The sequence below is a fragment of the Saccharothrix algeriensis genome (assembly GCF_016907655.1).
Lineage (GTDB): Bacteria > Actinomycetota > Actinomycetes > Mycobacteriales > Pseudonocardiaceae > Actinosynnema > Actinosynnema algeriense.
Genome location: NZ_JAFBCL010000001.1, coordinates 3,531,732 through 3,544,477, shown reverse-complemented (window position 1 = coordinate 3,544,477; position 12,746 = coordinate 3,531,732). Strand labels below are relative to the sequence as shown.

The following is a 12,746-nucleotide window of genomic DNA, read 5'->3' as shown; positions in this document are numbered from 1 at the left end:
ACTCCCCCCTCACTTCAAGGTCTGCAAGGTCGCGAGCGCCGTTTCGGCGCCCTTCGCGGCGTTCTGGCACATCTGGTCCTGGCTGAAGATCCGGCTGATCGGGAGGAACTGCACGTACAACTGCTGGCCGTCCGCCACGTCGACCGCCACGAAGCAGTCGGTCTTGCTCGTGCCCTTGAAGTTGACCTGCTTGGCCGGGTAGCCCCCGACCTCCTTCTCGGCCACGTCGAGGTTGCCCGTCGAAGTCCAGTACTCGACGCCCTTGCCCGTGATCAGCGACAGGTTGTAGGAGAACGAGGGCTGCACTCCCGCGCCCGTCACGAAGCTGCAGGAGGGGGACGCCCCCGCCCCCTTGACCACTTCGGTGGGCCGGTTCTCGACCCTGGGCGCGCCCCACTGCTCCCGCTGCTCCTTCGACACCAGGGAGCAGGGGTCGACACCCTCGAGCTTGATCTCCTTCGGGCGCTGCGGGGAAGGCGCCGCGGTCTCGGTGGCGCCGCTCTCCGACGCACCGACCGCGGAGGGGTCCGGGGTGGGGTTGCCCTTCTCCCCGCTCGAGCAGCCGACGAGCACGGCGAACGCGGCGCAGGCGACCGCCGCGGACTTAACTGGACGCACCGACCGCTCCCAACGCAGCCTCGATCTCACCGTCGGTGAACCCGTACTGGTGGGCTGCCGCGCGCAGCTGCGAAGCCAGCCCCGTCAGGCTGTCGACGTACGCCACGACGCGCTCGGCGTAGGAGTCCGGGTGGTCCAGCAGGCGCTCGTTCCAGGCCGCGGCGATGTCCTGGTTCACCTCGTCCAGGCCGTCGAGGGCGATGCGCATCCCGGTCAGCGCGTCCCCGTACGACCTCCGGAGGTCGTCCGCCTGGTCCTGGATGATCTTGGCGGCTTGGAGGACCGTCTCCTTGGTGACGGCGAACTTCCGGCCCGTTCCCGGCCCCGACGCCGTCGTCTCCTGCAGGCGCTTCTCCGCCGCGAACATGTCGCCGACCGCACGCCCGATGGCCCCGCCCACGCCGGCGACGGCTCCCAGTAGGCCGTTCTCCTCTGCCACGACGCCCATCCCCCGTACGGTCGGTAACGGATTGGTCCCGGTTCGCAGGCTACCAACGACCGCGTGAGCCGGGTCTGAGGTTGGACGAACTCGAGCCCGGAGCGGTTCCGGCCTCGCACGGATGTCGTAAGCGCGGGTGATCCCGATCACCCGCCGGAGAGCGGATCACCCGATGTCGGGACGTCCGACGACCGTCCTCTGAGGACATTCACCCGAAACGGGCCGGACCTCGGCCTCCCGCCGCGGGTCTCAGCGCCTCATCCCGGGTCCTGCAACGTCGTGAGCGCGAGTTCGGCGCCCAGGACCACGTTCCGGCACATCTCGTCCTTCGCCGGTCTCCTGCTGCCGACCGGGATGTAGTCGACGTAGAGCTGCTGGCCATCGGCGACGTCGACCGCGATCGCGCAGTCCGCCTCGACGCCGCTAAGGCTGATCTGCTTGGCGGCGAACCCGGCGACCCGCACCTCGCTCACGTCGGTGTTGCCCTTGCCCGTCCAGTAGTCGACGCCCTTGCCGGCGATGACCGCGACGCCGTAGTTGGTGCTCAGGTCACCGCGGAACTCGCAGGTCGGCACGTCACCGGTCTTGACGATGTCGCTGTCGTTGCGGCTCGACCTGGTGACCCCCAACCGCGCCATCTGCTCCGCCGTGAGCAGCTTGCACGGATCGACGCCGTCGACCTTCAACTCGCGCGGACGCCGGGCTTCCGCCGACCGGCCGGCGGGCGTGGTGGTGGTCGCGGTGTCGGGCGCGGTGGTGGTCGCCGGGCCGGCCGTCCCGCTCTCCTTGTCGGTGCACGAAGCCAGCACCGCGCCGACCACCAGCACGGGCGCGAGGACGCGCGGGGCTCGGCGGGTCACCCGGCTCAGATCACGACCTCGCCGTCCGCCGCGCGCAGCGCGATGTCGGTGCGGTGGTGGGAACCGGTCAGGTGGACCGACCCGACCCGCCGGTACGCCTCGGCGCGCGCCTCGGTCAGCGTCGCGCCCGTGCCGACCACGGCCAGGACCCGGCCGCCGGTGGACACCACGGCGCCGTCCTCGCGCCGCCGGGTGCCCGCGTGCAGCACCCCCTCGGCGTCACCACCGGTCACGACGTCACCCGTGCGGGGGCGGCCCGGGTAGCCCTCGGCGGCCACGACGACCGTCACCGCGTAGCCGTCGGACCAGTCCAGCGGCTCGACCGCGCCCAGCCCGCCGGTCGCCGCCGCCAGCAGCAGCCCCGCCAGGGGCGTGCGCAGCAGCGCGAGGACCGCCTGCGTCTCCGGGTCGCCGAACCGGCAGTTGAACTCGATGACCTGCGGCCCCGAGGACGTCAGCGCCAGCCCCGCGTACAGCAGGCCGGTGAACGGCGTCCCGCGCGCGGCCAGCTCGTCCACCACCGGCTGCACGCACGTCGACACGATCGTGGGAACCAGGTCGGCCGGCGCCCACGGCAGCGGCGCGTAGGCGCCCATGCCGCCCGTGTTCGGGCCCGTGTCGTTGTCACCCACCCGCTTGAAGTCCTGCGCGGGCAGCAGCGGCACCACCACCGAGCCGTCCACCAGGCAGAACAGCGACACCTCGGGCCCGTCCAGGAACGACTCCAGCAGCACCGGGTGGCCGTGGTCGAGCAGGGTCATCGCGTGGGAGCGCGCCACGGCGCGGTCGGCGGTGACGACGACGCCCTTGCCCGCCGCCAGCCCGTCGTCCTTCACGACCCACCGGGGCCCGAAGCGGGTCAGCGCCGCGTCCAGGCGGGCCGGGTTGTCCACGACCTCCGAGGTGGCCGTCGGCACGCCCGCGGCGGTCATGACGTCCTTCGCGAACGCCTTGGAGCCCTCGATGCGGGCCGCCGCGGCGGACGGGCCGAAGCAGGGGACGCCGGCCGCGCGCACGGCGTCCGCCGCGCCCGCCACCAGCGGCTGCTCCGGCCCGACGACGACGAGGTCGGCGTTCCACTCCTTGGCCAGCGCGACGACCGCGGCCGGGTCGCCCGCGTCGACCCCGTAGACCTCCGCCAGGCCCGCCACGCCGGCGTTGCCGGGTGCGCAGGCCAGGGCGATCACCGAGGGGTCGCGCGACAACGCGAGGACAAGGGCATGTTCACGGGCGCCAGACCCGATGACCAGGACACGCACGGTGGGGAAGCCTAGAGGACCCCTCCGGTCAGTTGCCGAACGCGTCCAGCGAACCGGGGTGCAGCGGCACCGGGTCGGTCAGCGCGCCCTGCTCCTCGACGATGTCCCGCGCGGCCGGGTGGATCTTCTCCAGCTCGTCCTTCCGGTCGAACAGCAGCCTGGTGACGGCGCACGCGTCGCCCGCCGGGAAGCTCTCCGCGACCAGCAGGACGTTGGGCACGACGACGGTCGGCACGTCGGCCGGCTGCCCGTAGGCGGCGGCCGGGATCACGCCCTCGTCGTAGACCCGGTTGACCTCCTTCAGCTTCGGCAGCTGCGGCGTGACGTCCAGGAACTCCACCTGGTCGCCCAGCGACGTGGTGAGGTCGGTGATCTGCGCCGTGGGCAGGCCGCCGGACCACACCAGGCCGTCCAGGCTGCCGTCCTTCATGCCGTCGGCGGTCTTGGCCAGGTCCAGCCGCTGCGCCTGCACGTCCCGCTCCGGGTCGAGCCCGGCGGCGGCGAGCAGCCGGTGCGCGATGACCTCGGTGCCCGACTTGGGCGACCCGGTGGAGATGCGCTTGCCCCGCATGTCGGCGATCGACCTGATGCCGCTGGACTTGCGCACCAGCACCTGCGTGTGGTTCGGGTACAGCCGGGCCAGCGCCCGCACCCGCTGCGGGGCGCCCTCGAACGCGCCCTCGCCGTTCACCGCGTCCGCCGCCGTGTCGGCCAGCGAGAACGCCACGTCGTAGTCGCCGGCGACCAGCTGCTGGACGTTCTGCACGGACGCGCCGGTCTCGGCGGCGGTCGCCTTGAGCGCGGTGTGCTCGCTGATCAGCTTGGCCAGCCCGCCGCCGACGACGTAGTAGACGCCGCCGGAGTTGCCGGTGGCTATGGTGATCCGGCCCTCGCCGGCCTCGCAGGCCGCGCCGGAGGTGCTCCCGGCCGCGTCCCGCTTCCCGCCGCACCCGGCCGCGACCAGCACGACCGCCAGCACGGCGGCAGGGACCTTCCAGCTACGCATCTCGTTCCTCTCCCCGTGGGACGAACCTGGGCACGAGCACGTGCACGGCCACCGCCGCCAGCAGGAACCCGAGGCCGACGGCGACGGTGACCGGTTGCAGGTAGAGCAGGGCGACGGCCGCGGGCAGGCACAGGACCCGCTCCGGCCACCGCGCGGGGCCGAGCAGCCAGCCGCCGGTGAGCGCGGCGAGCGCCGCCACCCCCACGGCCGAGACCGCGAACACCCACGCCGAGTCGACCGGCGACGACCGCAGCAGCAGGGCGGCGCCGTTGTCGGTGAGCACGAACGCCAGCGGCACGAGGAACGCGGGCAGCGTGTACTTCCAGGTCCGCCACATCGTCTTCACCACGTCGCCGCCGGTGATGGCCGCGGCGGCCACGGCGGCGAGCGCGGTCGGCGGCGTCACCTCGGACAGCACCGCGTAGTAGAAGATGAACATCGCGGCCTCTTCGCGCGCCACGCCGAGCTCGAACAGCGCGGGCCCGATCACGACCCACGAGATGATGAACGACGCGGTGACCGGCACGGCCAGCCCGAGCAGGCTCACCGCGACCGCCGCCAGCACCGCGGTCACGACCAGCACGGCGGTCGGGTCGGAGGTCAGCAGCCCGGCCAGGTCGACCAGCGCCGAGGCCAGCTCCTGGCCCAGCCCGGTCTTGGTGATCGTGGAGGTGATCACCCCGGCCGCCGCGCACACGGCGACCACGGGCAGCGCGCCGCGCACGCCCAGCGCCAGCGAGTCCGCCATCGCCCGCGCCCAGCCCCGCACGTCGCCCCGCCGCGCCACGAGCGCGAACACCGCGGCGACGCCGGTCGCGTACACCACCGCCGAGTACACCGGGACGTCCAGCGCGAGGAAGGCGATGATCACGCCCAGCGACAGGAAGTGGTACCCGCCGCGCTTGAGCAGCGCCCAGGCGCCCGGCACGTCGACGTCGACCGGTTTCGCGCCGAAGCGGCGCGCGTCGATCTCGACGGCCAGCGCGATCCCCAGGTAGTACAGCAGGGTGGGCAGGACCGCCCAGACCAGCACCTGCAGGTAGGAGGTCTCCAGGTACTCGGCGATGATGAACGCCGCCGCGCCCAGCGTGGGCGGGGACAGGATCGCCCCGATGCCCGACGCGGCCAGCAGCCCGCCCGCGCTCTCCCGGGGGTAGCCGGCCCGGCGCAGCACCGGCCACGTCACCGCGCCCAGCGACACCGTCGTGGCGGTCCCCGACCCGGACACCGTGCCCAGCAGGAACCCGGCCGCGGCCGCGGTGCGCCCCGGCGCGGTCCGCGACCTGCGGAACGCCGAGAAGCTGATGTCCACGAAGAACGCCCCGGCCCCGGACGCGTTGAGCACCGCGCCGTAGATCGCGAACAGCACGATGTAGGTGGCGGCCACGTCCAGCGGCGTCCCGTAGAACCCGGTGGCGTCGTTGTACAGCCCGTTGATGATCTGCCCGAAGTCCACACCGGCGTGGGACACCGCCCAGGAGGGCGGCAGGTACCCGCCGTAGTAGGCGAACGCGATGAACGCCAGGCACACCACCGGCAGCACCCACCCGGTCGTCCGCCGGCACGCCTCCAGGACCAGCAGCAGCAGGACCGCGCCCGCCGCCACGTCCAGGTCGGTGAGCTGCCCCTGGCGGTCCAGGAAGGCGTCGAACCCGCCGAGCAGCGGGTAGGCCGCCACGACGAGGGCGGCGGCGGCCAGGGCCCGGTCCAGCGGGCCGGGGTCCTCCCGGCCGCCCCGGCGCCCCCGGTAGGCCAGGAACACCAGCGGCAGCGTCGCGGCCAGGAACACCACCAGGTAGAACTGCCCGCCCTGGGCGAACGGCCGGAACACCTGCTCGAGCACCAGCAGCGCGATCGCCAGCGCGGCCGCCCGGACCCCCAGGTCCCACCGCCGGGACAGGGCCCGCGACGGGCGTTCCCCGTCGTGCTCGGCGATCAGTCCGGCGACCCCCGCCTGCGGTGTGATCGACACGCGCACCCCCCGCGCCGCGCTCGGAACCTGCGCGACCGAAGCTACTTGTGCGGTCGGTCACAGCCACAGACCGATCGTCCAAAGGGACTGTAAAGAACGCGGGGCCTCAGACGACCCGGCCGTCAGACGACCCGGCCGTCCGCGTAGCACCACCGCCACCGCTCACCGGGCTCGAACGAGCGCACCACCGGGTGCCCGGAGGCGTGGAAGTGCGCGGTCGCGTGCCGGCGGGGGCTGGAGTCGCAGCAGGCCACGTGCCCGCAGACCAGGCACAGCCGCAGGTGCGCCCAGGTGCGCTCGCCGAGGGCCAGGCAGTCGGCGCACCCCCCGGTGGCGTCCGGGGTGACCGACCCGGGCAGGTCGGCGACGTGAGGACAGGTCATACCCGCCATCATCACGCAGGATTGGGCCATGCACGGACCGGAACTGCTGCTGCTGCTCGTCGGCGCCCTGCTGGTCACCGCCGTCGCGAGGCGGCTGTCCGCCCCGGCGCCGCTCGTCCTGGTCGCGACCGGCCTCGCGGTCAGCTTCCTGCCCGGCCTGCCGGAGTTCGCGCTGGAGCCGGAACTGGTCCTGGTGCTGGTCCTGCCGCCGCTGCTCTACTCGGCGGCGCTGGACAGCTCCTACCACAACATCCGGGCCAACCTTCGCCCGATCGGGTTGCTCGCGGTCGGGCTGGTCATCGCGACCACGGTCGGCGTGGGCTGGGTCGCCCACCTCGTGCTGCCCGGCCTGTCGATCCCGGCCGCCCTGGTGCTGGGCGCGGTGGTGGCGCCGCCGGACGCGGTCGCCGCGGTGGCCATCGGCCGGCGGCTCGACCTGCCCCGCCGCACGATGACCCTGCTCACCGGCGAGAGCCTGATCAACGACGCGACGGCCCTCACGGTCTACAAGGTCGCCATCGCGGCCACCCTCGGCGTCACGGCCTCCTGGGTCGACGGCGTGCGGACGTTCGCCGTCGGCGCCGGTGGCGGCGTCGCCGTCGGCCTGGCCATCGGGGTCGCCGTGCGGTGGGTCCGCGTCCGCCTGGACGACGGCGTGGTGGAGAGCGCGCTCGGGATGCTGGTGCCGTTCGGCGCCTACCTGTTCGCCGAGGAACTGGGCTCCTCGGGCGTCCTGGCGGTGGTGGTCGCCGGCCTCTACATCGGCCACCACGCCCCGGACAGCTCCTACTACACCCGCCTGCAGGACACGGCGGTGTGGCGGTCGGTGGACGTCCTGCTGGAGTCCTTCGTGTTCGCCCTCATCGGCCTGCAGCTGAGGAGCATCGTGCTCGACGCGGAGGTCTCCGGCGACCTCGTCGTGGCGGCCCTCGCGGTGCTCGCGGCCACGATCGCGATCCGGTTCGCGTGGATGTACCCGGCGGCCTACCTCCCGCGCCTGCTGTCCCGGCGAGTCCGGGAGCGGGAGCCGGCGCCCGGCCGGCGGGGCGTCACCGTGCTGTCGTGGGCCGGGATGCGCGGCGTGGTCTCGCTGGCCGCCGCCAGCGCGCTCCCGCTGGACCTGCCCGGCCGGGACGTGATCGTGTTCTGCGCGTTCGCCGTCACCGTCGGCACCCTGCTCCTGCAGGGCCTGACGCTGCCCTGGCTGATCGGCAGGCTCGGCGTCAGGGGCGACGAGGCGCGGGGGGACGCCCTGGCCGAGGCGCAGGTGCAGCACGCCGCCGCGCGGGCCGCGGTCGACCGGCTGGACGAGGTGGTCGGCCGCGGCGACCCGACGCCCGAGCACGTCGTGGAACGCCTGCGCGCCCTGGCCGAGCACCGCGGCAACGCCGCCTGGGAGCGCCTGGGCCGCCAGGGCGCCGAGAGCCCCGCCGCGTCCTACCGCAGGCTGCGGCGCACCATGCTGGAGGCCGAGCGCCGGGTGTTCGTCGAGGCGCGCGACGAGGGCCGCATCGACGACGAGGTGCTGTTCCGGGTCCTGCGGGAACTCGACCTGGAGGAGGCGGCGCTGTCCCGGGAGTGACCGCCCCACCACCCGTTCACCGCGCCATGGCCCGCACTTCACCCGCCCGTGACCCGGTGGTCGCGGGGCGCAACGAGGCTGCGGCGCGTCTGGTTCGCGGAACAGGGAGGTCGGCGATGGTGCGGACGAGGATCGTCGGAGCGGCGCTGGCGGCGCTCGCGGTGGCCGGGGCGGTGACCGTGCCGTCGGCGGCGGCGCGGGACGAGGCCGCCGCCGCGCACCGGCCGAGGGGCCCGGTCGTCATCGGCCACCGGGGCGCGTCGGGCTACCGGCCCGAGCACACGCTCGCCGCGTACGAGCTGGCGGCGCGCATGGGCGCGGACTACGTCGAGCCCGACCTGGTGTCCACGAAGGACGGACAGTTGGTCGCCCGGCACGAGAACGAGATCGGCGGCACGACCGACGTCGCCACCAAGCCCGAGTTCGCGGGGCGCAGGACCACCAAGGTGGTCGACGGCGCGACCGTCACCGGCTGGTTCACCGAGGACTTCACGCTCGCCGAGCTGAAGACGTTGCGCGCCGAGGAGCGCATCCCGGACGTCCGGCCGCGCAACACCCTCTACGACGGCCGCTACGAGGTGCCCACCCTCCAGGAGGTCGTCGACCTCTCCCGCCGGCTGTCCCGCGAGCTGGGCCGGGAGATCGGCATCTACCCGGAGACCAAGCACCCCACCTACTTCCAGGACATCGGCCTGGCCCTGGAGCCCCGGCTGGTCGACGTGCTCGAGCGCAACCGCCTGAACCGGCCCGGCGCCAAGGTGTACGTGCAGTCGTTCGAGGTGGCCAACCTCAAGGCGCTCAAGAAGCGGCTGCGGGTGCCCCTGGTGCAGCTGGTGAACTCCTCCGGCGCGCCGTACGACTTCGTCAAGGCCAGCGACAAGCGCACCTACGACGACCTGGTGACGCCGGAGGGGCTGCGCGAGATCCGCACCTACGCCGCCGGTGTCGGCGCGGCCAAGGACCGCGTCATCCCGCGCGACGCCAACGGCTTCCTCCAGGCCCCGACCGGCCTGGTGCGGGACGCGCACGCGCGCGGCCTGGTCGTGCACGCCTGGACGTTCCGCAACGAGAACGCGTTCCTGCCGGCGGACTTCCGCACCTCGGCCGACCCGGCCGCGTACGGCCGGGCCTTCGACGAGTACGCCAGGTTCTACGCCACCGGGCTGGACGGCGTGTTCGCCGACAACCCCGACACCGCCGCGGAGGCGCGCCCGACGCGCTGAGCGGTCGGCCGCGCCGAGCGGTCGGCCGCCGGGGAGCGCGATCGCGACCCCGGTGGTGGGAGCGCCCCCGGTCCCGGTGATCCCGGGGCCGGGGGCGCTCCCCGCGGTCGGGTCAGATGATGTCGTGCCGGACGATGGTCTGGTCGCGGCCGGGGCCGACGCCGATCGCCGAGATCCGCGCGCCGGAGATGGACTCCAGGTGCTCCACGTACGAGCGGGCGTTCGCGGGCAGCTCCTCGAACGCCCGGCAGTGGCTGACGTCCTCGAACCAGCCCGGCAGCTCCTCGTACACCGGGACGGCGTGGTGCACGTCGGTCTGCGTCATCGGCATCTCGTCGACGCGCTCGCCGTCGACCGTGTACCCGACGCACACCGGCACCTTCTCCAGGCCCGACAGCACGTCCAGCTTGGTCAGGAAGTAGTCGGTGATGCCGTTGACCCGCGACGCGTACCGCGCGATCACCGCGTCGAACCAGCCGGTGCGCCGGGAGCGCCCGGTGGTGACGCCGAACTCGCCGCCGGTCTTGCGCAGGTGCTCGCCCATGTCGTCGTTCAGCTCGGTCGGGAACGGACCGGAGCCCACGCGCGTGGTGTAAGCCTTGAGGATGCCGATCACGGTGGTGATCCGGGTCGGCCCGATGCCCGAGCCCGCGCTGGCGCCGCCGGAGGTCGGGTTGGACGAGGTGACGAACGGGTAGGTGCCGTGGTCGACGTCCAGCAGGGTGCCCTGCGAGCCCTCCAGCAGCACGGTCTCGCCGCGCTCCAGCGCCTGGTTGAGCAGCAGCCGCGTGTCGGCGATGCGGGAGGCGAACTTCGCGCCGTGCTCCAGCACGCTGTCGACGACCTGCTCGGGGTCGAGCGCCTTGCGGTTGTAGACCTTGACCAGCACCTGGTTCTTGTAGTCCAGGGCGGCTTCGACCTTCTGCCGCAGGATCTTCTCGTCCAGCACGTCCTGCGCGCGCACGCCGACGCGGGCGATCTTGTCCTGGTAGCACGGCCCGATGCCGCGGCCGGTGGTGCCGATCTTGGCCTTGCCGAGGTACCGCTCGGTGACCTTATCCATCGCCACGTGGTAGGGCATGATCAGGTGCGCGTCGGCCGAGATGAGCAGGCTGGACGTGTCCACGCCCTGCTCCTCCAGGCCGGCCAGCTCCTCCAGCAGCACGCCGGGGTCCACCACGACGCCGTTGCCGATGACGCTGGTGACGCCGGGGGTGAGGATGCCCGAGGGGATCAGGTGCAGGGCGAACTTCTGCCCGTCGGGCAGCACGACGGTGTGCCCGGCGTTGTTGCCACCCTGGTAGCGGACCACCCACTGGACGCGCTCACCGAGCAGGTCGGTGGCCTTGCCCTTGCCCTCGTCGCCCCACTGGGCGCCGATCAGCACTACGGCCGGCATGTGAAACTCCAAGCGGTTCGACGGGTAAGAGCGGAGCCTACGACGGCGCAGCCGTCACTTGCCGGTGGTTGAGGGTAGACCAGGAGATGAGAGTGCGCGGAATCGTGTTGGCCTGCGGAAACCCGCAGTCGCCGGTGATCACTGACGGTGACCGGTTCGAGGTGCGGCCGGTGCCCTCGCGACCGGGGAAGGCCGAGGTGGACCCGGTCCTGGCGGAACTGGGTGACCGACGTCTCATCGTCCACGGCGCCGACTCCGACCTGAACGCGGTGGTGCTGCGGCTGCTGCGGACCGAGCGGCTGGCCGAGGTGGCGGTCGGGTACGTGCCGGCCGAGGCGGGTTCGGAGGTGGCCCGGATCTGGGGCCTGCCGACGGACCGGGGCCGCGCCCTCGACCTCGCCCTGTCGGGTGACCCCGACCGGGTGCCGCTCGTGCGGGACGACGTGGGGGGCGTGCTGGTCGGGCTGGGTTCGCTCGGGCCGGTGCGCGGCGTCGGGTACGCGGACGACACGGTCGTGCTGCGCGGTCAGGCCAGTCGGATCGAGGTGACGCCCGACCCGGAGCGGGGGTTGGGGCTTTTGGTGAGCGTTATTCACAAACGACTCCTGACGCGAAAGGTGAAGACGACGGAGGGGCGCGCGTTCCAACTCGGCTGCCTGCCCGTCCAGGTGACGCTGGACGGTGTCGCCCACCCCCGTCCGATGGGCAAGTGGACGTGGTACCGCCACACGGAGGATTTCCGGCTGGTGCGCGGATTGCAGTGACGAATCGTTTATCCACAATCCACACGAGCGTCACCCGGAGGTGTTGAGCGGGCAGGAAAATTGACCCAAGGTGATTCCGACAGCTTCCAACTAGGAAGGTCGAAATCATGACAACGGTCAACAAAGCCGCGCGTTTTTCGATCCCCCTGCTCCTGGCTGGTGCGCTCACCCTCGGCCTGACCGCCCCCGCCGCGGCCACGCCGCCCGGCATCCCCAGCGCCGCCACGGCGAACTCCGAGCTGGCGGCGCTGACCGTCGCGGCGGAGGGCTCGATGGCGGGCTACTCGCGCGAGCAGTTCCCGCACTGGAGCACCGTCTCCGGGGCCTGCAACACCCGCGAGACGGTGCTCAAGCGCGACGGCACGTCCGTCGTGACGGACTCCAGCTGCGCCGCCACCTCGGGCCGCTGGTACAGCCCGTACGACGGCGCGACCTGGGGCGCCGCGTCCGACGTGGACATCGACCACGTCGTGCCGCTGGCCGAGGCGTGGCGGTCCGGCGCGTCGTCGTGGACCACCTCCCGCCGCCAGTCCTTCGCCAACGACCTCAGCGGCCCGCAGCTGATCGCCGTGACCGACAACGTCAACCAGGCGAAGGGCGACCAGGACCCGGCGCTGTGGAAGCCGCCGCTGACCTCCTACTGGTGCACCTACGCCAAGATGTGGGTACACACGAAGTACCGGTGGGGCCTCAAGGTGAACTCGACCGAGAAGTCCGCGCTGCAGTCGATGCTCGGAAGGTGCTGATGGCCGACTACTCGTCCCCCCTCGTAGCCGGACCGGGTGGCGTGATGACCGACGAGGTCGGCGTCGTGACCGGCGACCTGGAACTGCGCACCACGCTGGCCGACGGCGTGCTGCGGGCGAAGGTGCGCTACGAGGGCGCGGACGAGTGGTACGCCGTCACCGGCGCCGCCTGCCGAGTCGCAGACCCCCGCGACCACGCCGCGGTGCACCAAGTGCTCCTCGGCGTACTCCACCGCCCGACGGGCTAGCACCACCCCGACCACCGGCAAGGCCCGTTCCGGTGGCCCACCTTCAGCGGCAGCAGCGGCTGCCTGTCCCAGTGATAGCGGCACAGCGGCAGCCTGTCCCAGTGATCCAGCGACCCAGCGAGGGCTGGTTCCGCCTGTGGTCCGCCCTTCCAGCGGCACTTGTCCTGCAGCGGCACCCGTCCCGTGGTCTGTCCTTGCAGCGGCACCCGTCCCGTCACCTGTCCATCCAGCGGTACCTGTCCTGCGG

13 protein-coding genes are annotated in these 12,746 nt (G+C 72.7%); 5 read left to right on the top strand and 8 right to left on the bottom strand.

Features of this window, described 5'->3' with window-relative positions:
* Window positions 1-9: 9 nt before the first annotated feature.
* From JOE68_RS16135 to JOE68_RS16105, 7 genes are all read right to left on the bottom strand, one after another.
* Complete coding sequence (locus JOE68_RS16135) at window positions 10-618, bottom strand: DUF3558 domain-containing protein (protein ID WP_204843163.1); 609 nt, start codon at window positions 616-618, stop codon at window positions 10-12.
* On the bottom strand, window positions 605-1,066 hold the full coding sequence (locus tag JOE68_RS16130) for a hypothetical protein (RefSeq protein ID WP_204843162.1): 462 nt from the start codon (window positions 1,064-1,066) through the stop codon (window positions 605-607). Before JOE68_RS16130 ends, JOE68_RS16135 begins: the two co-directional genes overlap by 14 nt.
* A 248-nt stretch (window positions 1,067-1,314) precedes the next feature.
* Window positions 1,315-1,917: a DUF3558 domain-containing protein gene (locus JOE68_RS16125; protein WP_204843161.1), complete on the bottom strand. Its 603-nt coding sequence runs from the start codon at window positions 1,915-1,917 to the stop codon at window positions 1,315-1,317.
* A gap of 5 nt (window positions 1,918-1,922) precedes the next feature.
* Entirely contained in the window at window positions 1,923-3,176 is a 1,254-nt protein-coding gene (gene purD / locus JOE68_RS16120) for a phosphoribosylamine--glycine ligase (RefSeq protein ID WP_204843160.1), read from the bottom strand.
* Between the two features lie 28 nt (window positions 3,177-3,204).
* Complete coding sequence (locus JOE68_RS16115; RefSeq protein WP_204843159.1) at window positions 3,205-4,182, bottom strand: TAXI family TRAP transporter solute-binding subunit; 978 nt, start codon at window positions 4,180-4,182, stop codon at window positions 3,205-3,207.
* Entirely contained in the window at window positions 4,175-6,154 is a 1,980-nt protein-coding gene (locus tag JOE68_RS16110; RefSeq protein WP_204843158.1) for a TRAP transporter permease, read from the bottom strand. Before JOE68_RS16110 ends, JOE68_RS16115 begins: the two co-directional genes overlap by 8 nt.
* 122 nt (window positions 6,155-6,276) lie before the next feature.
* On the bottom strand, window positions 6,277-6,537 hold the full coding sequence (locus JOE68_RS16105) for a UBP-type zinc finger domain-containing protein (protein WP_204843157.1): 261 nt from the start codon (window positions 6,535-6,537) through the stop codon (window positions 6,277-6,279).
* 28 nt (window positions 6,538-6,565) lie between these two features.
* Here JOE68_RS16105 and JOE68_RS16100 point away from each other — a divergent pair, with 28 nt between their 5' ends.
* Complete coding sequence (locus tag JOE68_RS16100; protein WP_204843156.1) at window positions 6,566-8,119, top strand: Na+/H+ antiporter; 1,554 nt, start codon at window positions 6,566-6,568, stop codon at window positions 8,117-8,119.
* 116 nt (window positions 8,120-8,235) lie between these two features.
* A complete protein-coding gene (locus JOE68_RS16095) occupies window positions 8,236-9,342 on the top strand; it encodes a glycerophosphodiester phosphodiesterase (RefSeq protein ID WP_204843155.1) in 1,107 nt (368 codons plus the stop codon).
* A 112-nt stretch (window positions 9,343-9,454) separates the two neighbouring features.
* Here the strand turns inward: JOE68_RS16095 and JOE68_RS16090 are convergent, their stop codons facing one another.
* Window positions 9,455-10,741: an adenylosuccinate synthase gene (locus JOE68_RS16090; RefSeq protein WP_204843154.1), complete on the bottom strand. Its 1,287-nt coding sequence runs from the start codon at window positions 10,739-10,741 to the stop codon at window positions 9,455-9,457.
* An 86-nt stretch (window positions 10,742-10,827) separates the two neighbouring features.
* Here JOE68_RS16090 and JOE68_RS16085 point away from each other — a divergent pair, with 86 nt between their 5' ends.
* From JOE68_RS16085 to JOE68_RS16075, 3 genes are all read left to right on the top strand, one after another.
* A complete protein-coding gene (locus JOE68_RS16085) occupies window positions 10,828-11,505 on the top strand; it encodes a hypothetical protein (RefSeq protein ID WP_204843153.1) in 678 nt (225 codons plus the stop codon).
* A gap of 107 nt (window positions 11,506-11,612) precedes the next feature.
* Window positions 11,613-12,251 carry an HNH endonuclease family protein gene (locus JOE68_RS16080; RefSeq protein ID WP_204843152.1) on the top strand — a complete coding sequence of 213 codons (639 nt, stop codon included), beginning with the start codon at window positions 11,613-11,615 and terminating at the stop codon, window positions 12,249-12,251.
* Window positions 12,251-12,499 carry a hypothetical protein gene (locus tag JOE68_RS16075; protein ID WP_204843151.1) on the top strand — a complete coding sequence of 83 codons (249 nt, stop codon included), beginning with the start codon at window positions 12,251-12,253 and terminating at the stop codon, window positions 12,497-12,499. The genes JOE68_RS16080 and JOE68_RS16075 overlap by 1 nt, the downstream gene beginning before the upstream one ends.
* Window positions 12,500-12,746 lie beyond the last annotated feature (247 nt).

What these genes read in the sequence shown, in the direction of transcription:
- JOE68_RS16075 (WP_204843151.1), top strand. Translation starts at nt 12,251, where the DNA reads ATGGCCGACTACTCGTCCCCCCTCGTAGCCGGACCGGGTGGCGTGATG.
- JOE68_RS16130 (WP_204843162.1), bottom strand. Translation starts at nt 1,066, where the DNA reads ATGGGCGTCGTGGCAGAGGAGAACGGCCTACTGGGAGCCGTCGCCGGC.
- JOE68_RS16100 (WP_204843156.1), top strand. Translation starts at nt 6,566, where the DNA reads ATGCACGGACCGGAACTGCTGCTGCTGCTCGTCGGCGCCCTGCTGGTC.
- JOE68_RS16095 (WP_204843155.1), top strand. Translation starts at nt 8,236, where the DNA reads ATGGTGCGGACGAGGATCGTCGGAGCGGCGCTGGCGGCGCTCGCGGTG.
- JOE68_RS16115 (WP_204843159.1), bottom strand. Translation starts at nt 4,182, where the DNA reads ATGCGTAGCTGGAAGGTCCCTGCCGCCGTGCTGGCGGTCGTGCTGGTC.
- JOE68_RS16080 (WP_204843152.1), top strand. Translation starts at nt 11,613, where the DNA reads ATGACAACGGTCAACAAAGCCGCGCGTTTTTCGATCCCCCTGCTCCTG.
- JOE68_RS16085 (WP_204843153.1), top strand. Translation starts at nt 10,828, where the DNA reads ATGAGAGTGCGCGGAATCGTGTTGGCCTGCGGAAACCCGCAGTCGCCG.
- JOE68_RS16090 (WP_204843154.1), bottom strand. Translation starts at nt 10,741, where the DNA reads ATGCCGGCCGTAGTGCTGATCGGCGCCCAGTGGGGCGACGAGGGCAAG.
- JOE68_RS16105 (WP_204843157.1), bottom strand. Translation starts at nt 6,537, where the DNA reads ATGACCTGTCCTCACGTCGCCGACCTGCCCGGGTCGGTCACCCCGGAC.